This is a genomic window from Sphaerothrix gracilis Ecp01 (genome assembly GCF_030405905.1).
Classification (GTDB): domain Bacteria; phylum Cyanobacteriota; class Cyanobacteriia; order Phormidesmidales; family Phormidesmidaceae; genus Sphaerothrix; species Sphaerothrix gracilis.
Genome location: NZ_JASATW010000003.1, coordinates 275365 through 293137, shown reverse-complemented (window position 1 = coordinate 293137; position 17773 = coordinate 275365). Strand labels below are relative to the sequence as shown.

At 53.3% G+C, this 17773-nt stretch carries 20 protein-coding genes; 10 read left to right on the top strand and 10 right to left on the bottom strand.

The annotated features are described in order from the left end of the window. Positions 1 to 25: 25 nt before the first annotated feature. Positions 26 to 733, top strand: a complete 708-nt coding sequence (locus tag QJQ48_RS04865) for a response regulator (protein WP_346290070.1) — start codon at positions 26 to 28, stop codon at positions 731 to 733. On the opposite strand, the gene QJQ48_RS04860 is transcribed toward QJQ48_RS04865, so the two are convergent. Further along, positions 719 to 2863, bottom strand: coding sequence for a CHASE2 domain-containing protein (locus tag QJQ48_RS04860; protein ID WP_346290069.1), 2145 nt, complete (start codon positions 2861 to 2863; stop codon positions 719 to 721). The genes QJQ48_RS04865 and QJQ48_RS04860 overlap by 15 nt on opposite strands. 139 nt (positions 2864 to 3002) lie before the next feature. Between QJQ48_RS04860 and QJQ48_RS04855 the strand changes: the two genes are divergently transcribed. The 3 genes from QJQ48_RS04855 (at position 3003) to QJQ48_RS04845 (ending at position 6221) form a co-directional block, all read left to right on the top strand. Beyond that, positions 3003 to 3872: a shikimate dehydrogenase gene (locus tag QJQ48_RS04855; protein ID WP_346290118.1), complete on the top strand. Its 870-nt coding sequence runs from the start codon at positions 3003 to 3005 to the stop codon at positions 3870 to 3872. A 333-nt stretch (positions 3873 to 4205) separates the two neighbouring features. After that, complete coding sequence (locus tag QJQ48_RS04850; protein WP_346290068.1) at positions 4206 to 5522, top strand: peptidoglycan-binding domain-containing protein; 1317 nt, start codon at positions 4206 to 4208, stop codon at positions 5520 to 5522. Positions 5523 to 5633: 111 nt separating this feature from the next. Beyond that, positions 5634 to 6221: a hypothetical protein gene (locus tag QJQ48_RS04845; RefSeq protein WP_346290067.1), complete on the top strand. Its 588-nt coding sequence runs from the start codon at positions 5634 to 5636 to the stop codon at positions 6219 to 6221. A 30-nt stretch (positions 6222 to 6251) separates the two neighbouring features. On the opposite strand, the gene QJQ48_RS04840 is transcribed toward QJQ48_RS04845, so the two are convergent. Further along, positions 6252 to 6392 carry a hypothetical protein gene (locus QJQ48_RS04840; protein ID WP_346290066.1) on the bottom strand — a complete coding sequence of 47 codons (141 nt, stop codon included), beginning with the start codon at positions 6390 to 6392 and terminating at the stop codon, positions 6252 to 6254. 20 nt (positions 6393 to 6412) lie between these two features. Continuing rightward, positions 6413 to 6631: a hypothetical protein gene (locus QJQ48_RS04835; RefSeq protein WP_346290065.1), complete on the bottom strand. Its 219-nt coding sequence runs from the start codon at positions 6629 to 6631 to the stop codon at positions 6413 to 6415. A 163-nt stretch (positions 6632 to 6794) separates the two neighbouring features. On the opposite strand from QJQ48_RS04835, the gene QJQ48_RS04830 reads away from it, so the two are divergent. Next, positions 6795 to 7427, top strand: a complete 633-nt coding sequence (locus tag QJQ48_RS04830) for a DUF6940 family protein (RefSeq protein WP_346290064.1) — start codon at positions 6795 to 6797, stop codon at positions 7425 to 7427. Positions 7428 to 7474: 47 nt separating this feature from the next. Here QJQ48_RS04830 and infC read toward each other — a convergent pair whose 3' ends face one another. The 5 genes from infC to QJQ48_RS04805 form a co-directional block, all read right to left on the bottom strand. After that, a complete protein-coding gene (gene infC, locus QJQ48_RS04825; protein ID WP_346290117.1) occupies positions 7475 to 7942 on the bottom strand; it encodes a translation initiation factor IF-3 in 468 nt (155 codons plus the stop codon). Positions 7943 to 8074: 132 nt separating this feature from the next. Further along, on the bottom strand, positions 8075 to 8953 hold the full coding sequence (locus QJQ48_RS04820; protein ID WP_346290063.1) for a YihY/virulence factor BrkB family protein: 879 nt from the start codon (positions 8951 to 8953) through the stop codon (positions 8075 to 8077). Between the two features lie 18 nt (positions 8954 to 8971). After that, the gene (locus tag QJQ48_RS04815) at positions 8972 to 9778 is read right to left on the bottom strand and encodes a DUF1206 domain-containing protein (RefSeq protein WP_346290062.1); all 807 of its coding nucleotides are present in this window, start codon (positions 9776 to 9778) and stop codon (positions 8972 to 8974) included. 89 nt (positions 9779 to 9867) lie between these two features. Then, complete coding sequence (locus tag QJQ48_RS04810) at positions 9868 to 10752, bottom strand: tetratricopeptide repeat protein (protein WP_346290061.1); 885 nt, start codon at positions 10750 to 10752, stop codon at positions 9868 to 9870. 276 nt (positions 10753 to 11028) lie between these two features. Beyond that, the gene (locus tag QJQ48_RS04805) at positions 11029 to 11376 is read right to left on the bottom strand and encodes a hypothetical protein (protein WP_346290060.1); all 348 of its coding nucleotides are present in this window, start codon (positions 11374 to 11376) and stop codon (positions 11029 to 11031) included. A gap of 276 nt (positions 11377 to 11652) precedes the next feature. Between QJQ48_RS04805 and QJQ48_RS04800 the strand changes: the two genes are divergently transcribed. Next, on the top strand, positions 11653 to 12438 hold the full coding sequence (locus QJQ48_RS04800) for a TrkA C-terminal domain-containing protein (protein WP_346290059.1): 786 nt from the start codon (positions 11653 to 11655) through the stop codon (positions 12436 to 12438). 64 nt (positions 12439 to 12502) lie between these two features. Here QJQ48_RS04800 and QJQ48_RS04795 read toward each other — a convergent pair whose 3' ends face one another. Further along, positions 12503 to 12670 (bottom strand): hypothetical protein, encoded by a 168-nt coding sequence (locus QJQ48_RS04795; protein ID WP_346290058.1) that lies wholly within the window; start codon positions 12668 to 12670, stop codon positions 12503 to 12505. Positions 12671 to 13580: 910 nt separating this feature from the next. On the opposite strand from QJQ48_RS04795, the gene QJQ48_RS04790 reads away from it, so the two are divergent. The 4 genes from QJQ48_RS04790 to QJQ48_RS04775 all read left to right on the top strand — a co-directional run bounded on the left by QJQ48_RS04790 (position 13581) and on the right by QJQ48_RS04775 (position 17536). After that, positions 13581 to 15149: a metallophosphoesterase gene (locus QJQ48_RS04790; RefSeq protein WP_346290057.1), complete on the top strand. Its 1569-nt coding sequence runs from the start codon at positions 13581 to 13583 to the stop codon at positions 15147 to 15149. 103 nt (positions 15150 to 15252) lie between these two features. Further along, complete coding sequence (locus tag QJQ48_RS04785) at positions 15253 to 16053, top strand: glucose 1-dehydrogenase (protein WP_346290056.1); 801 nt, start codon at positions 15253 to 15255, stop codon at positions 16051 to 16053. Positions 16054 to 16262: 209 nt separating this feature from the next. Further along, positions 16263 to 16739, top strand: a complete 477-nt coding sequence (locus QJQ48_RS04780; protein ID WP_346290055.1) for an orange carotenoid protein N-terminal domain-containing protein — start codon at positions 16263 to 16265, stop codon at positions 16737 to 16739. 17 nt (positions 16740 to 16756) lie between these two features. Then, positions 16757 to 17536: an SDR family NAD(P)-dependent oxidoreductase gene (locus tag QJQ48_RS04775; protein WP_346290054.1), complete on the top strand. Its 780-nt coding sequence runs from the start codon at positions 16757 to 16759 to the stop codon at positions 17534 to 17536. Positions 17537 to 17585: 49 nt separating this feature from the next. Here the strand turns inward: QJQ48_RS04775 and QJQ48_RS04770 are convergent, their stop codons facing one another. Continuing rightward, positions 17586 to 17753, bottom strand: a complete 168-nt coding sequence (locus QJQ48_RS04770) for a hypothetical protein (protein WP_346290053.1) — start codon at positions 17751 to 17753, stop codon at positions 17586 to 17588. Between the last annotated feature and the right edge of the window lie 20 nt (positions 17754 to 17773).

Sequence of the window (17773 nt, the reverse complement as noted above, 5' to 3'; positions counted from 1 at the left end):
AGTCAAACGTATATACAAACTTTTTATGGCCGAGCAGTCAGAACAACCTGGAAATATTCTGTTAGTGGATGATGAACCCGGCCTGCGCGAAGCGGTTCAGGCTTACTTAGAAGATAGCGGCTTCAATGTAGAGGTCGCCAGCAACGCCAAGGAAGGCTGGGAAAAGCTGCAGCAGTCCACTCCAGACGTGCTGATTTCGGACGTGATGATGCCCCAGGTAGACGGCTTTGAGTTTTTGAAGCAGGTGCGTGAAGATGTACGCTTTCAGTCGCTGCCAGTGGTGTTCCTCACGGCGCGGGGCATGACCAGCGATCGCATTCAGGGCTATAACGCCGGGGTCGATGCCTATATTCCGAAACCCTTCGATCCGGAAGAACTGGTAGCTGTCGTTAGCAATCTCAAGGGTCGCCGCACTACTCAGTCTCAGGCCAGTGGGGACGTGCCGGATATTGCCGCGATGGCCCGCCAGATTGAGGAAATCAAAGCGCTGCTGACCCAGCGCGGCTCTATCGCTCAAACTCCAGCCCCCATCCGCATCGATTTGACGCCACGGGAACAGAGCGTTTTAGACCTGGTAGCAGAAGGTCTGATGAACAAAGAAATTGCCCGCCGCCTGGAAACCAGCGTCCGCAATGTCGAGAAATACGTCAGTCGCCTATTCAGCAAGACCGGCACTAACAGCCGCACTGAGCTAGTGCGCTATGCCCTGGAACATGGACTAGTAACGACCTAGCTGGGAATTTTCGTAGGGCAGGGTGGTCTGTACCAGCAGGGTTGATAGGGGCTGATTGCGATAGGCCCGGTAGAGAACTATGAAGCTACCTGAGAGGACCACCGCGCTCAAAGGCGCTATGACAGGGAGCCAAATCTGCTGGCTAAACAGCAGCCAGCTTGTCCCCACAATCACTCCGACCACGGCAATTTCGGTCAGTCCCAAAACTAGCGGATGCCTCAGCCACCAGGCCAAGCTGCCAGCCGCGATCGCCCAAACGCCCATCCAGGCAATTTCTGCCCATTCCGGCCAGTAACGAGTGAGGGGGCGATCGCTCGCAGCAGCGCTCAGGATTTGGCTGGTCATCTGGGCGTGCAGAATCACCCCTGGCATCTGCACGTTCTCCCGCTGAGCTGAACTGTAGGGCGTATAAAACAAGTCCTTGGCGCTGCTGGCGGTCATGCCGATCAGCACCGCTTTATCTTGGACTAAGTCTGGCTCAAACGCCTGGTTGAGGACCTGCGTTAGCGACAGTCGTGGGGCAACCTCAACGGCAGCGCGATAGTTCAGCAGGATTTGATAGCCACGGTCGTCAACGGTTTGATAGCCGCCAGCGCTAGCGCGCAGCGGATAGAAAGTAGCCGCCCCTAACTGCATGTAATCGGTATTGACCGGACTGGGTTCAGGTAGGATGCCGTCCTTTGCTAAATACTGCAAGGCCAACCGCAGCCCCAGGGAGTAAAGTACCGAGGCGTTTGGGTCGTCACTGGCGCTAGCGAATAGCAAGTTGCGGCGTACCGTATTGTCGCGATCCAACGGAAAATCATTGAAGCCGACCCGCTCAGGCGGCACCGTTGGCGGTGGCGGAATCGACTCAGCGGCTTCATTGCCGAGCTTGGTAATAGCGATGGTATTGTCGGCGGCCAGAGCCTGCAGCAGTTCGGCCTGACCGGGAGGCTGAGAGATTTCGCGGTGCAGATCTAGGCCAATGGTTCTAGGCTGATGCTGCTGCAAAATATTGATGGCCTGGGCGATCGCCTGATCTGAAGGGGTCGATCGCTGCAGCCGGCGTAAATCAGCTTCGGTAATCTCGACAATGAGCAGCCGTGGATCCGGTGCTAGGCGAGACTGGCGCTGCACCATCAGGTCGTAAAATTTGAGCTCCAGCGGCTGCCAGCCCCCAAGCTGACGGACACCCAGGACTAACCCACAGGCCACCAGACTGGCAATGGCGACGCTGCGCATCCCTTTGAACAAGCGGCGCGGCAGCGGTTCTGAACTTTCTAGCCAGGGGGCGGTGTTGTGGCTGAGGCTGGCCGCTTCTTGGGCCAGGCTATCTAAGCGATCGAGATCTCGCAGCACGTCCTCAGCCGTCTGGTAGCGATAGTAGGTCGAATAGCGCACCATTTTGCTGAGCAGCACTTTCAGCCCATCACTGATGGCGGTTTGATCTTGCCAGATGGCCTCTGCCGTTTGGGGATGCTCCAGCAGATCGGCTGGCAGCTTGCCCGTTAAGCCCTGAATCACAGTCATGCCCAGGGCATAGAGATCGCTGTTGTAGCGGGGTTTACCCACGAGCTGCTCGTGGGGCGTATAGCCCTGGGTGCCGATACCCACCGTAACCGTACTCTGCTGACCAGAGACGAGCTGAGTGCGAATTTCTTTAACCGCGCCGAAGTCGATCAGGACGGGCTTGCCGTCGCGGCGGCGGCGAATTAGATTTTCTGGCTTAATGTCACGGTGAATGACGTGATTTTTATGGACAAACTGCAGCGTCTCTAACACGTCGCGCAGTAGCTCAATCGCGTGCGCTTCGCTGAGGCGATCGCTTTGCTTAAACTCGACGCTGAGGGGCACGCCATCAATAAAATCCTGGACTAGATAAAACTCATTACCTTCTTCAAACGAATCCAGCAGCTGAGGAATGCGGTCGTGCTGACCCAAGCGCCGCAGGGTTTTAACTTCAGTGTCAAACAGCCGCCGCGCCACCTGTAAAAACTGCTGATCATGGCTAGCCGGCTGAAGCTGCTTCACTACGCACGGAGGCTGCTGAGGCTGCTGTAAATCTTGAGCCACATAGGTCTGCCCGAACCCACCCGCCCCCAGGGTTCGCACAATTTGATAGCGCCCAGCTAACAGCGTCTTTGGCATACCTCGTGCTGTGTTCACACCTACCCTGATCTCGATTCTGGCATATGCCACCCGCTTCTTCTCAGACCGTAGGCGATCGCCCCCTTGCTGTCAGCCTACGCCAATCCGCTACAGTCTATAGCAAACGCTGCATAGGAATCTGCTCGTGATCACCGGAACCACTCAACTCCTGGGCGTCATCGGTCAGCCCGTCGAACATTCCCTCTCCCCTGTGATGCACAACGCCGCGATCGCCCATCTCGGCGCTGACTTTGTCTATCTGCCGCTGCCGGTATCCCGCGATCGCCTGCCAGAAGCGATCGCAGGCTTTGAGGCCATCGGTCTGCGGGGGTTCAACATCACCATTCCGCACAAGCAAACGATTATGTCCTTGCTGACAGAGATATCTGACGTGGCCCAGGCCGTGGGGGCGGTGAATACGGTCTGGCGTACGGAGTCTGGCTGGAGCGGCACCAACACCGACATTGTCGGTTTCTTGGCCCCGCTGCGATCGCTACAGCGCTCCTGGCGGCGGGCCGTGATTTTAGGTAACGGCGGGGCTGCTAGGGCGGTTGTGGCTGGCTGCAGTCAGCTTGGCTGCGAGGAAATTCAGGTGGTCGGTCGTAGTCCTGAAAAACTAGAGCAGTTTCAGGCAAGCTGGCAGGATGCGGTGAAGCAGCCGCCTCTGGCCGTCTATTCCTGGTCGGCTTTGCCAAAACTTTTGCCTGAAGCGGACTTAGTGGTTAACGCCACGCCTTTGGGTATGCACCCTCAAACTGACGCCTCGCCTTTGGACGCAGTTCTCGCTGACTGTTTGAGGCCACAGGCGATCGCCTATGACCTGATTTATACGCCTAGTCCGACCCGGTTTCTCCAGCAGGCAGCCCAACAAGGGGTCCATACTATCGATGGCCTGGAAATGCTGGTGCAGCAGGGGGCGGCGGCGCTCGAAATTTGGCTACAGCAGCCCGCTCCCGTTGACATTATGCGGCGATCGCTGTGGCAAGCCCTGGGGCTACCCGTACTCTAGCGTTCATCGGTCTAATTTCTGGCGGCGACCCCCCAGACACCATCGCCAGCCAGTGCCCAGCGCTACCGGCAGCTAGCCCCAGACCGCAGTTGTGATCCTGAAATTTTAATTTGATGCCGTAGTTTATAAAGTCTGCTAGTATTACCTACAAAGTTGTTGCTAAGTCAAAAGCTTCGGGCGGATTTGAGCCGCCAGCCAGTGACAACTTAATCAGATAGCGGCTGAAACAGGGTAAGGCGCGCTGTCTGACGTATTGAGACTTTTCATAAGCGAGATAGCTGGGTATCTACCAAGTTTGGTTGTTCTAAAAGGACGTTAGCAGTCCCCAGATCTATGCTTGATCCTGCTTCGCTGCTGCTTAGCTGTACCCAATGCACTCAGCCCCCTGCTAAAACTGACGCCGCTGCCAATCAGCCGATTTGCAGCGTTGAGCAGACTGAAACCAGTTCACCCAAACCGATTGCGGGCTGTCCCTCTCCTGAAATTGCCCTGTCGCCGGACTGGTCTGGGGCTTATGCAATTCGCTCAGCCGTCCAGGTGCTAGCGGCTAACCCGGTGCTGAAATTTACCGCTAAGGTGGCGGTTAATCCTCCAGTCACAGAAACGGAACCCCAGCAGCCTGCCTTGTCTGCCTCGACAGCAGCTGCCCCAGCCCAGCCTCAGCCGCGCTTGCGATTGGGCAGCCGGGGCGCTGAGGTGCGCCAGTTGCAGACCCAACTGCAGCAGCTTGGCTATCGTCCTGGCCCGGTAGACGGACGCTATGAGCAGCTTACCCATACGGCTGTGCTTGCTTTTCAGCGCGATCGCGGCCTCAAGGCCGATGGTATCGTCGGTGCTAACACCTGGGCCGCTCTGACAAAAGCCCCGCCTCGCCAGACAAACCAGCCACCCCAGACGACTCCGGCGTTAACTGAGGCGCGACCGCAGACCCCCGATGACGCAGATAATACTACAGAGGCGATCGCTCCTACAGAAGTTCCCCAGCCAGCCAGCCCTGACCCCGTAGCCGCTCCGTTGACCGTGACGGCGGCCCCGCTTTCTCCTGTCGTGCCGACCTCCGAGCCCTCGCCGCTGTTGGCAGTCCCCGCAACGAGTGAGCTAGAGGAAGACAGCGCCAAAGAACGCTGGATTTTGGTTTGGGGAATTATTCACATCGGCGGCTGGATTTTGATTGCCCAGCAGACCTCAAGCAGCGTGATTCGCCTCAGCCGCTTTAGCAGAAATTTTCCCAAACTGCGCCCCGCCAGCCTGCTGCCGCAGCTCAAGCTTAAGCAGCCGCCTAAAACGCCGCCGCGATCGCGCCGCTCCAGCGCGAACCGCATTCTTAGCGTTAACTTGCCTAGCGGCGAAGCCCTTTCTAGTCGGGACGGCGAAACCCCCGTAGCAACGCTGCTAACCAATGACCTATACACCGGAGCGTCATACCGTTACTCGCTGATTGACGATGCCAGCCAGCGCTTTGTATTGAGGGAAGATGAGCTGCTGCTGCTCAATCACCGCTTTAGCGAAGCCGATCTTGACACCCAGTATGAAGTAGTTGTGCGGCGGATTGACAGCGCTGGCGGATTTGTGGATCAGCGCTTTGAGATTCATCTGAAGCGATCGCAGCCTGCCAATCGCCAGCGCTTTTCGCCACTCCTGGCTGGCTAAGCTGAAGCAAAGCTTGCTAGATGCTTAAGATTGTGCCTAGATTGCCAAACGGTGGGTCTGAGCTACTTTAATCTGTAAATCAGATGTTACTTGTCTGGCTGGTTCTCTCCTATGCTGACTCAAATCGTCCGTCCAATGGTGCGTACCCAAATCCGGCTTTTAGCTGGCAGCCACGCAACGCGCCCCGTTTTGATTAAAACGATTTCCCAGTGGCTAGGATTTTTAGGGGTTGAGGCCAAAGTTACCCAGCTAGCCGCTAACTCGCACCAGATCCAAGTTAGCCTTACGGTGGGCAAGCCGGAGGCCTGTGACCTGACTGATTGGCAAAAGATTCTGCAGCATATCCGTTCAGAAACGGACGAACAAAGCGAGCTGCAGGCGATCGCCAACTTTAGTCCCAAGCAGCAGTCGCAGCTACAAAGATTGCTGGCTTATGTGATTCAAGTCGGCAGCCCTGATGGCACTGTTGACTGGCCGACGGTTGATGCTCAGCTCCAGGCGATGGGATTTGAAGCCTCTTTAAGACAGGGGATTGAGGTGGCGCTGAAAGTGCCGCAGTCCTTAGATTTGCTGATGGAAACGCTAGATGATGATGTGGCGGCGATCGCCCTGCCCAAAGCCGTCAGTATTGCGCTAATCGATCGCAAAGTAACGCCTTCTGAAGATCGGGCCTTATCGGCCCTGATTGCGGCACTTTAGATCAGATACAAGGCAATACGAGGTTCCTCTTCAAGCCGGTGATTTCTGCGGCGATTGCCAGCGAATATGCCCCTTACTTTGGATGACAATCACCTGCCACCGCCCAGTTTTGGGATCGCGCTGGGAAATAAAAGGATTTGTTTTAAGCGGGGCGCAGCAAGGCTTTGCCATCACAGACTCCGAAAAATAAGCTAATCAACAACGCGGATGCGACCCTGCTGCAACCACTCATGAACTTTTCTCACCAGATCGGTTTGGCGAGCACTCAAGGCGACCCGGCTGCCTAGCAGACGCATCAGTAACCACTGATGCTGACGGGTAATCTTACGAGAGAGACGAATTTCATCAACTAGCTGTTCGAGGGCAGAAACAGAAATTGCGGTTTGAGCGTACATATCGGGGTAGAGCATGAATCTTGGGGGATATTGTTAGTATCCATGACCTGCCTCAAAATTTCCGTGATGCTAGGGCGCTGTCACTGTGACAATAACGCCGCTTCAATGTGACGGTTGAGGCAGTTTTGGCGTGACGAACACAAGCGTTAATCGTGACTGAGATCACAACTCAATCAATATGGGTTTTCCTTTTTACTCTGAGCAAGGTAAGTTTGTCGTCAACTGCGAGGCGATCGCGGGCGATCGCCAGCGGCTATGGCTCAGTCTGGCTAAAACCCAGGCTGCTCTGCGCTGGTGTGATGTCCTCGCTGGCTGGCAGCAGACAGCCGAGTTCCGCCAGGTGTTCACCCAGGCTTTAGCCCACATGCCCTATGAGGCTTTTTTCTGGGAAACGCCACCCCTGAGCGAGGCAACGCTGCAGCAGCCCTTTGAATGCTGCCTGATTGACAGCCCTCAACTGGCCAAAGTGACAGCCGATCCCCAAGCCTTTGCTGACTATCTCCACGCGGAGCGCTGCGATGAAGTGCAGGCGTTTCCCAATTTGAAAGGGGACACGCTGCTGGTCGTCCCCTGCCGGGGCAGTCAGCAGCAGCAATATGCCCATCTAGCTGCCTTCGTGCGATCGGCCCCAATGCCCCAAACGCACGCGCTTTGGCAAGTGGTGGGGCGCAGCGTGGCGCGGCTGCTCAATGAGTACGGCCAGCAGCCCTTATGGGTTAGCACTTCCGGTTTGGGGGTTTACTGGCTGCATGTGCGACTCGATGCTTTTCCCAAGTATTACCGCCACCCGCCCTATCAGCAAATGCCCTGAACGAGCGGCAGGCGGGCCAGCCTTATCTAGCCCACCCCTGGCTGAGGCTAAGCCGGAATTACCTGAACCATTAGCGCGCGTCTATCTAAAGACTGCACTTTCCCGGCTTCACCCAAATCTTGGACAATCCGATCGAGCAGTTCTGCCGCCCGATCGCGGTGCTGGTGTTCCCGTCCGCGCAGGCGAATCAAAAACTTAACTGAGTCACCCTTGCCGAGCCACTGCACAGCCTTATCAATGCGGAGCTGATAGTCAGACTCGCCAATGTTGGGACGCAGCTTGACCTCTTTTACAGTGGGCTTGGAGCTTTGGCGCTGCCGCTTTTTCTGCTGATACTGGTGCTTGCCATAGTCCAAAATTTTAGCAACTGGAGAATCTTTACCCTGAGAAACAACCACAAGGTCAAGTCCAACCTCTTCAGCCAGATGCAAAGCCTCGCGGGTATCTACCAGACCACGATTGTTATTTTCATGGTCGATTAGCAGAACTTTAGGAGACTTAATTTGACGATTGATTAGCTGTTGCTTAGCTATGGCTACTACCTCTTAAGCTCGACAATGCATTTTTAAAAATAATATTAGCCTACCCTAGAACGGATGCAACCCCACCCCAGGGTATTCAAAGATAAGCTAAATTGAGGCGATCGCTCAAGATCTGACAGCGTGTTCATCTGGCACGATCTGAGAGCCATAGCGCCTGGCGTAAACTTGCGTAAACTCCGCCCCAAAAAACAAAATCTGGGCTGAGTAGTAGATCCAGGCCAGCAAAATCACAATTGAACCCGCCGCGCCGTAGGTGGAGCCAAAGCTGCTGTTGCCCAAGTAGAGGCCAATGAGAAACTTGCCCAGCGTAAACAGAATAGCCGTAATCAGCGCTCCAGTTGTGACATCTCGCCAGGTCACTTTGACATCAGGCAGATACTTGAAAATCATGGCAAAGAGCAGCGTAATCACCCCGATCGAGAGGGCTATGTTGATTAACTGCCACAGCCAGCTCAGATTGCCAATCCAGCTATTGAGAAAGGCACTCAGAGCAGACAGAGCGGCGCTGAGCACCAGCGAAACTAGCAGCAAAAAGCCAATCACTAGAATCATGGCAAAGGAGAGAAAGCGCTTGCGAATCAGGTTCATCAGCCCTTCCGTCGGCTTAGCCTTCACGTTCCAGACCTGATTGAGCGAAGCCTGGAGCTGGACAAAAACCCCAGAAGCGCCAAACAGCAGAATGCCTAGGCTGATTAGAGTAGCAATCAGGCCGCTGTTGGATCCCGGTCGATTGGCATTCTCAATAGCGGTTTCAATTACGGAAGCCCCATCGGCTCCTACAAGGCCCTGAATTTGATTCACAATTTGCTCTCTGGCCGCACTGGCATCAAAAACCATACCGGCGATCGCAATCACCAGAATCAATAAAGGGGCCAACGAGAACACCGTATAGTAGGCCAGCGCGGCTGCTAAGCGGGAAGCATCGTCTTCCTGCCACTCCTTGAACGTTTCCTTTAGCAGTCGCCACAGGCGTTTGAAGCTCATCACAATACCTATAAAACACTAATTAACTGCAATGCGGCGATAGCGAGCCTTGGCCTCTAGATAGACACCGTAAGCCACCAGTCCGATGGCGACTAGCCCTAGCAGCCACGGGCCGTAAGCCTGCTGCTGTAGCGTCTGCAGCGCCCCAGAAAGTCCCCGCGCTTCGCTGGGATCGGCAGTGATGGCAGCTCTGATTAGAAATCCACCAATAATGACAAACGTGACGCCTCTAGCCGTATGGCCGATGCGGCCTAAGCGAATGGCCCAGGTGCGCTCAGTATCACTCATTTCAGCCCAGTTGAGCTGACGACGAAACTTAGCTGAAAAAGCTTCATAAAAATGATAGAAGGCAATGCCTAAGGTGATAACGCCTGCTGCCGCCACTAGCCACTGGCCAAACGGTTGAGACATTAGCTTAGCTGTCCAGTCCTGCGTTGAGCTGTCGCCGGAAGAACCGCCGCCTGAACCCATGATCAGCCGTACAGCGCTCACCCCCAAACCGGCATAGACAACGCCGCTACAGAAATAACCGAGGCGATGTACCAGTCCCTCGCCGTCGGTGCCCTTGTTTTCAATGTCTAAAAAAGCTTCTGTAAAACGATAAATAGCGTAACCAAATAGCCCAATCGTAATCAAAACGAGCATGAGCTGTCCAAAAGGCTGATTCAGAATCGTTGTCAGCACTCCTTTAGTGTCAGATGTTTTGCCCCCGGCCCCAAAAGCCGCCTGTGCCGCCAGAATGCCAATCAGCCCGTAGACAATGCCCTTGACGGCTATGCCTAAACGGCTGACAGTTTCTATCCAGCTAGCCTGTTGAGAATCCATGATAAGCCTCAGCTTGAATACTCCCAAACCCTATAGAAATTGGGGTTTGAGAGCATCTACCTGGGGTAAGACGGCTGGTTTAAAGCGCCCTATCGATTGATATAAGTTTGCACGTTAGCGATCGCCTCGGTAGCGTAGTAGTCGCTGGGGCGCTGTTCCAGGGCTTGCTGAAAGAAGTTTAAGGCGCGGGTATAGTCGCCTCGCGCAGTGGCGTCGTAGCCCAGGCGCATAAAGCGATCGTAAGCTTCAGTGTCAGTCTCTAGTGTGCCTAGGCCAGCGTCGCCGTCCTGTAGACCGTCAACCACGTTCCAGTAGGCAATAGTGGCCTGTCGGTCGTTCGGGCGCTCATAAAGGGCGCTTCTAAAATAGGAGCGAGCCGTGAGGTACTCTTGCTGCTGCTGGGCCGCGTAGCCTAGACGCATGTAGCGATCGTAAGGGGTTTCTCCTGGGTAAGCAGCCGCAGGCGCAGTAACGTCTTCAGCCTGCCCTGCCGTAGAATTAGCGCCTTCACCTCTGGCAAGATAAGTTTCTACATTACGGAGAGCCTGAGTAGCGTAGTAGTCGCCGGGGCGTTGATCTAGGGCTTGCTGAAAGTAGTTCTGCGCGGTGAGATAGTCACCTGCGTCTGTGGCGTCATAGCCCATTTCCATGTACTGATCATAGAGTGGCAGGTCTTGACTATCCTGATTCATCGCGTCAATGACGTTCCAGTAGGCAATCACTGCGGCGCGATCATTGGGGTTAAAGTGAAGAGCATTACGAAAATAAGTGGCTGCTGCGGCATAGTCTTCTCGCTGCTGGGCCGCATAGCCTAACCGCATGTACTGATCATAGTTCTCGTCGCCGGTCAGGTCTGCCGTTTGCTTGGAGCCTGAAGTGGCTGCAGTATTGGGAGCAGCTAGGGCGGCTGAGACAGGTAGGGCTAAAACAGCGATCGCCAGGGGTAGAGATTTAGCTATAGAAATAATATTCATCGGTTCGGTCTTAAATTTTAATAAGGCTTGCTGCTTATTCAAGCTATCGCTGAGCGAGGCTAAAAAGTAACGACTTTCTGACAGATTTTCGAGTTATTAGCGTCTGTCGCAAGAGGTAAATTTTAGGTTGGTTAAGTAGTAAACTAATCGCCTGCGGTAACGTCTCAAGCCTCGACGGCGTGGGACATTGCGGCTGTCTCCGACAGCTTCGACGGCCTCTTTTATCTGTGTTTACTGACTTAAATAAATCAAAAAATTTGTGGGGCCAAAAAGCGACTAAATACTCAAATCAGAAAATTCAGCGGTAAAGCGATCGCTCCATTGGCCGCCTTCTATCTGACTCATCATCTCAGCTTTGGCCGCAGACGGATGGCTCTCCTGCAGCGCTAGGCGATAGGCCGTTTTTTCCCAGCGGGCTGGCTCTAGCTGCTGCGCTAAATGGTTCTGGGGAATCAGGCTACTGATCTCTGTTGCTTTGTGGGCTAGTAGCTGACGAGTAACGCCAAAGCCTAAACTGAACATAGTTGCCGACAGCGCGATCGCGCCAAACAGAAGTTTTCCATGCCCTAGCTGAGAATTTTGCTCTGTAGCTAGCTGATCTGATTGAAAGCCTTGATTTGTCATTTCAGATTTGGAATACTTTTAATAATTCTTTGTCAAAGAAATAGCTACTTTAAGCTTGTCAGAGAAAATGAAAAATTCCATCGTTCAAAGGAGCCGAGTTGACTTCTCACCTGCGATGGATTAGCCTTTACTGCCGTCTGAAAATGTCAGCAACTCGCTCTGAAAATCTGACTTTTGCTAGAAGACAAAAATTGTCTTTTGGCTATGACTTTTTGCTACTGTGCCCGGTAGTTTATTCAGACAGATTTACTAATACCTAAAAAATGAGGTAATGCCTTGGCCGCTGTTATATCGCTACTGCTGGTTTTGTCCCTATCGATGCTGATTACGCGAGTTGCCACGGTAGCTTTGATTCACACGGGGCTATCACACGGAATCGCCCGTTTTCAGGCTCGCTCCGCCTTCACCAATGCTGGCTTTACCACCCAAGAGTCTGAAAAAATGGTCAACCATCCGGTGCGGCGGCGCATCATCATGGTGCTGATGCTGATGGGCAACATTGGGATTGCCACCGTCATATCCTCACTCATGCTCACTTTCTTAAACAACGGCGGCACCATCAACTGGGGACAACGGCTCCTGTTTTTAGCTATTGGCTTAGGGCTGATTTGGGGACTGGCGAGCAGTCACTGGGCCAACCAGCTAATTGCTCGTCTCACTTACTGGATTCTGCGGAAGTACACCAAACTAGACGTGCGAGACTATGTCAGTCTGCTGCGGTTGGTGGGAGACTATGGGGTCACTGAGTTCGTGGTGGAAGAGGGAGACTGGCTAGCCAATCAAAAGCTGTCTGCTCTGCGGCTAAATCAGGAAGGGATTATCGTCCTAGGCATTCAGCGAGAGAGTGGGCGCTATATTGGTGTACCCCAGGGACGCTACTTTATTCGTCCTAACGACACGCTGATTTTGTATGGCCGCTCGGATGTGCTCTCTAGCCTAGATGAGCGCGATTCAGGACTGGGTGGGGAACTGGCTCATCAAGCCGCGATCGCCCGACAGCGAGAAATTATTGAGCAGCAGGATCAAGAAGAAAAGACTGGGCAAACAGCCTCAAAAAAATAGCTTCCCTCAGATGAGAGAAGCTGTTGAATTCAGTTAGTCACTAAATTTAGCGGTGAATCCCAAATTAGCGAGCTTCAGTGCCCTGGTTGGGATCGCCAGGTTTGTTGCCTTTATCGCCAGGGGCTTCCGGCTTAGCGCCTTCACGCGCATCGGAGCTACGTGCACCTTGTCCTGTGCGACGAGAACCGGGTTCTAAAGGCGTGTTCTTACCTTCTTTATCTGATTCAGACATAACGTTTTCTCCTTAGAGCTTTGATTAAGTTTTTACAGAAGTTTCACTGAGACTTAGTCAGCCAGTGAAGCTTCCTTTACACTTCATAAGCTTATAGAGTTGCCCACCCTCAAAACGTCTATCTCTGGATATATCCTCTCAATCAGTGATTTACGAAGGCGATCGCTCCATTAAGGCGCTTAAGATTTCGATTGCTTCCAAAAGTTAAGTAAAGGCCAAATTATATTGATAAGTTTGCCTCACAAAAAGTTCCCAAATTAATTTGGATTCACAGTGATTTTAAAATTAAGCTGACTTTATAAAGGCTTTTTGAAGCAAGTCAGTATATTTCGATAGCAAATGAACGAAGTTAGGTAATCTCCGGGTTTGAGCCGCTTGTTCTTATTAGTTAGTTTTAACGAAAGCGATAGTTGAATCTAGAGTTACGTATAAAGATAGAGGCTTTTCAAAGTCAGTAATATTATCATCTAAAAAAGTTATTAAAACCTCAACTCATGAAAAGACATACCGTTTTCTATCAGTTGGTTAATATTAATGGCAGGCTCCGGTTGAAGCTTTGGGAACCCGCTACAGCGACAAGCTGCCAAAAGAAACGTCATCGCTTTGCTGTTAATTACTCTGTCGCTTCTGAGATGGAGGCCCAGCAGCTAATTGACCAGTATGTTAAAGCTAACCAGGCCAAGGCTCGCTGCTTTGCTTAGGCAGGTGCTTTCTGCTCATACTCCTCAATCCGGCCCAGTTTAAGATTAACCTCAGGGTGCTTTACCACCGTCATTCATTCGTATATATATTAATTTAGCTTTGAAACGCTTTTGCCAGGAAATATCCTGTTTTGGCAAAACAGCTTTACCGGCTGCCTTTGTAGCGTTATCAGACTTTTATATTTAAAACTTGCTATTTTTTGAACTGAATGAAATTTGTCACCGATCCGGCGATCGCGCTTAAGATCGACCGCATGAAGGAGCGTGTCCGCTGGCAGCATCCGTCTGTACTCAAGCGAGAAATTGATCAGACCCAGCTAGTTATTGAAGCACCGGATACGGACAATCCTGAATTTTCCTTTTTGGTCATTGGCGACAGCGGTTCTGGCTACCATCGCGGCGACAATCCTCAGCGCCAGGTGGCCAAAAGCCTGCTGAAGCAGCGAGATCAGTGTCGCTTCGTCTTACACACGGGGGATGTGATCTATCTGGTTGGCTCTAGTGAACAATACCCACAAAATTTTATTCAGCCCTACCGGGAGTTTTTGGTTGGCGGGGCAGATCCCGATCAGATTGCCTACGATCGCATGGTGTTCAACTACCCCTTCTTGCCAGTCCCCGGCAATCATGACTATTACGATTTGCCTTTTGTTTTCGGGGCGATCGCCCAGTCGCTACTCCCCGTCCGGCGGCTGCTGCGCTACCAGCTCGATCTTGACGTAGGCTGGCATGGTTCTCGCAAGGGTGATGCTTATGCTAGGGCTTTCCTCGACTACTTGCTGACCAAAGAAGGAGACGCCCTCAACCGCCACCTCGATCGCCACTATACGGCTAAAACGGCAAGCCACTGCTGCTTACGCTATCAGCCAGAAAAGTTCACTCGCCTGCCCAACCGCTACTATTCTTTCCGCGTTGGCGGTATTGATTTCTTTGCCCTCGACTCCAACACCTTCAATGCACCGCTGCCGCTAGAGGATCTAGAGGCCTGGCAGATTACCCAGCAGCAGCTTACTGCGCGGCGACAGCAGCTCATTAGCCGCAAGCAGCAGTTGCTAAACCAGGCTACCGACTTAGAAAGTCTGCCGGAGGAGGCCGACAGTGATGAAGCCAACGATCTTTACGGCAAAGTTGAGCAAGTTGAGGAGCAAATCCGCGATATTGAAAAGCAGCTCAACGCCGATCGGCAGCAGTCCGATGTGGATACCGAGCAGCTCAACTGGCTGCAAACTCGCCTAATTCAGTCCTGGCAAGATCCTGATGTCAGAGGCCGAGTCATCTACTTTCATCATCCTCCCTACGTCACTGAGGCAACTAAGTGGTACCAGGGGCAAACGTTAGCGATTCGGCAGCGGCTGCGGCAGGTACTTGACGGGGTAGATCAGGCGGTAGGCGATCGCCCGCCCAGTCAGCCCTTGGTCAACCTCATCATCTCTGGCCACGCCCACTGCTTTGAATATCTCAAAACGGCGGAGACAGGTCACGGGGATGCCCATCTTAACTGGGTCGTCTGTGGCGGCAGCGGCTACAGTTTGCGGCGGCAGCGACCCGAGGGCTCAGTGCTAACAGAAGCGCTTACAGACGATCAGAGCCGGGTGGTCGCGAAGTCTCACTGCTTTGCCGGACGTAACGGTCACGGCTCCCAAAAGCGACATCCCTACTCGTTTCTCCGAGTTGACGTACGGGCAGGCTGTCCACCTCAGGTCGTGCTGCGCCCCTTTATTGTCGAGCGCTATCAGCGATCCTGGCAGGAATACGCCCTCGATCCGATTAGTCTCTAAGCCAGTTTAGCCTTTAGGCTAGTCGCTCCAATCTACACCTGTAGCATGAGGTGTCAGGGCGCTCAAAGCCGTAAGCTAACCAGGGATTTTACTGGGGACGCTTATGAAAGGGCTAAAGGGCAAGAACGTACTGGTGACGGGCGCTTCTACCGGCATTGGCCGGGCGATCGCGGTGCGATTTGCGCAGGAAGGGGCCAACGTTGCTATCAACTACTACAGCGGTGAGGAAGAGGCAGCCGAAACTCAGGCGCTAATTGATCAGGCCTGTGGTGAGATTCAGGGCTGCGGCGTCAAAGACATGGTGATTCAGGCCGATGTCTCCCAGCCAGATGATGTCGCCAGTATGTTTGAGCAAACGCTGGCGAATTTTGGCGACTTGGACATTTTGGTCAACAACGCCGGTATTCAAATGTCAGGCCCTTCCCACGAAATTGAAATTGATAAGTTTGACCGGATGCTAGCCGTTAATCTGAAGGGAGCTTATCTCTGTGCTCGCCGCGCCATTCAGCATTTTTTAGCCCAGGACAAGCCCGGCATCATTATCAACAACTCCAGCGTCCACGAAATTATTCCCCGACCTCAGTATGTGGGCTATTCCGTCAGTAAAGGCGGGTTGGAAAACATGACCCGGACGCTGGCCCTGGAGTATGCGCCCAAGGGCATTCGCATCAACTCGATTGGCCCCGGTGCCACCGCAACCCCAATCAATGACTGGGCCAATAAGCCGGATGAACGGGCTAAGGTAGAGGCTCATATTCCCATGCGGCGGGTAGGCAATCCGGAAGAGATGGCGGCGGCTGTGGCTTTTCTTGCCTCGGATGAAGCCAGCTACATCACCGGACAAACCCTGTTCATCGATGGTGGACTGACCCTGTATCCCGATTTTCTAGAACCCTGGTCTTAGGGATAACTAAACCGGAGTTCCCGTCTCCAGCAGGATGTCTGTAGCTGCGATTAGGCGTTAATTTGCTGCTAAAGCAGAGATCTGAGTTCTCGTGATGCTCAAGCTAACGGAGATGCTTGGCTTTGTAACTGAACCCATCAACAGCGATCTCTGCTGCAGATTAAAAACAACCTGCTCAAGTCACTCAGCGAATCGAGGAAGCAAAACCTATGGCAACCGACCAGTCCCAGATGAAAAATCTCACCCAACAGTTCAAACAGCTATCTGTAGACAATCAGCTTTTTTTGCTGTGGCAAATCTTTCAGCAGATGGAGAAGCAGGAAGAAGTGGAAACTTCTGAGCAGATGATGCCACAGACAGCCCAGCTATTTTTGCAGGAGTTTCTGCAGATAGATAAAACCAGCCGCCTTGCCATCATGCGGGATATTGTGGCGGGCGCGGATACCCGCTTTGGTCGCGGCTACAACAGCCTCGATCGCAATATGCAGCTAGCTTTCTGGTACGAGTTGGCTCAAGCCGCAGAGCAGCGCGCAGCCGTCACGCCTCCCAGTGAATACTCGCTGACAGATGAGGCTAAAACCCTTTGGCAGTCATTGCAGGCGCTCAGCCCCAAAGAGAAGGCTGATTTTGCCCAAACTGTGATTTCGTCTATGGGGTCGGATGTGGCTGAGCTACCTGTTGTATAAGGCTTGAAGGTAACTAGATGACAACTGTTCTAATTACAGGAGCCTCAGCCGGGATTGGGGCTGCCTTCGCCCGTGCCCTCGCCGCCCGAAAATACGATCTTGTGCTGGTGGCCCGTTCAGAAGGGCAGCTAAAAGCGATCGCCCAGCAGCTGGCCGCTCAGCATGATATTCAAGCCCACGTAATTACCCAAGACCTGACGGAGTCCAACGCGGCTGAGGCCGTTGCGGCAGCAGTCGCCGCCAAAGGGCTAACTGTAGACTGGCTGATTAATAATGCTGGCTTTGGTCGCTACGGGGAGTTTGCTCAGGTAGACAGGCAAACGCACCTGCAAATGGTGCAGCTTAACGTGATGGCGCTAGTGGACTTGACCCATCAGTTTCTGCCCGCGATGCTGCAGCAGCAATCAGGCTGTATCATCAACGTTTCTTCGACCGCGGCCTTTCAGCCTATTCCCTACATGTCTATCTACGCTGCAACCAAGGCGTTTGTGCTTAGCTTTAGCGAGGCTCTGTGGGCAGAAAATCAGGACAAGGGTATTAAAGTCTTAGCTGTCTGTCCGGGGCCGACACGCACGCAGTTTGCCGATCGCGCTAATTTTCCAGACTCGATGGCAGAACGCATGGGGCAAAACTATGACTCCTCCGAAGAGGTAGTGAAAGACGCGCTCAAGGCGCTAAAGCAGGGCCAGTCCACAGTTGTCACCGGCAGCTTTAGCAACAAAGTTGTCGCTGCCCTGCCGCGCCTGCTGCCCCGGCAAAACGTTGTCAAACTGGTCGGTCAGCTATTTGAGCCTTAGCACCGCTGCGATAGAATCCCAACAGCTAGGCGGAAAAACTGCCGGTGCGTTAGGGCTGCGGGTCAACCACAGATTGGTTTGCCGTAGACTGCTGGGTTTCTGGCTGGACAGGCTCATCTGGATTAGGCGCAGTGCGGCAGGCAGCCAAACCAATAAGGCTGCCCGCCACAGCTAGGCCGATTAGAATCAGATAGCGTCGGATAGATGGCCAAGACATCGCAGATTTGTGAAGTCAAA

Bases quoted from the DNA above. Each gene is read 5' to 3' on its own strand.
- QJQ48_RS04865 (WP_346290070.1), top strand. From the start codon at position 26: ATGGCCGAGCAGTCAGAACAACCTGGAAATATTCTGTTAGTGGATGAT.
- QJQ48_RS04860 (WP_346290069.1), bottom strand. From the start codon at position 2,863: ATGCCAAAGACGCTGTTAGCTGGGCGCTATCAAATTGTGCGAACCCTG.
- QJQ48_RS04850 (WP_346290068.1), top strand. From the start codon at position 4,206: ATGCTTGATCCTGCTTCGCTGCTGCTTAGCTGTACCCAATGCACTCAG.
- QJQ48_RS04845 (WP_346290067.1), top strand. From the start codon at position 5,634: ATGCTGACTCAAATCGTCCGTCCAATGGTGCGTACCCAAATCCGGCTT.
- QJQ48_RS04840 (WP_346290066.1), bottom strand. From the start codon at position 6,392: ATGGCAAAGCCTTGCTGCGCCCCGCTTAAAACAAATCCTTTTATTTCC.
- QJQ48_RS04835 (WP_346290065.1), bottom strand. From the start codon at position 6,631: ATGCTCTACCCCGATATGTACGCTCAAACCGCAATTTCTGTTTCTGCC.
- QJQ48_RS04830 (WP_346290064.1), top strand. From the start codon at position 6,795: ATGGGTTTTCCTTTTTACTCTGAGCAAGGTAAGTTTGTCGTCAACTGC.
- QJQ48_RS04820 (WP_346290063.1), bottom strand. From the start codon at position 8,953: ATGAGCTTCAAACGCCTGTGGCGACTGCTAAAGGAAACGTTCAAGGAG.
- QJQ48_RS04815 (WP_346290062.1), bottom strand. From the start codon at position 9,778: ATGGATTCTCAACAGGCTAGCTGGATAGAAACTGTCAGCCGTTTAGGC.
- QJQ48_RS04810 (WP_346290061.1), bottom strand. From the start codon at position 10,752: ATGAATATTATTTCTATAGCTAAATCTCTACCCCTGGCGATCGCTGTT.
- QJQ48_RS04805 (WP_346290060.1), bottom strand. From the start codon at position 11,376: ATGACAAATCAAGGCTTTCAATCAGATCAGCTAGCTACAGAGCAAAAT.
- QJQ48_RS04795 (WP_346290058.1), bottom strand. From the start codon at position 12,670: ATGTCTGAATCAGATAAAGAAGGTAAGAACACGCCTTTAGAACCCGGT.
- QJQ48_RS04790 (WP_346290057.1), top strand. From the start codon at position 13,581: ATGAAATTTGTCACCGATCCGGCGATCGCGCTTAAGATCGACCGCATG.
- QJQ48_RS04785 (WP_346290056.1), top strand. From the start codon at position 15,253: ATGAAAGGGCTAAAGGGCAAGAACGTACTGGTGACGGGCGCTTCTACC.
- QJQ48_RS04780 (WP_346290055.1), top strand. From the start codon at position 16,263: ATGGCAACCGACCAGTCCCAGATGAAAAATCTCACCCAACAGTTCAAA.
- QJQ48_RS04775 (WP_346290054.1), top strand. From the start codon at position 16,757: ATGACAACTGTTCTAATTACAGGAGCCTCAGCCGGGATTGGGGCTGCC.
- QJQ48_RS04770 (WP_346290053.1), bottom strand. From the start codon at position 17,753: ATGTCTTGGCCATCTATCCGACGCTATCTGATTCTAATCGGCCTAGCT.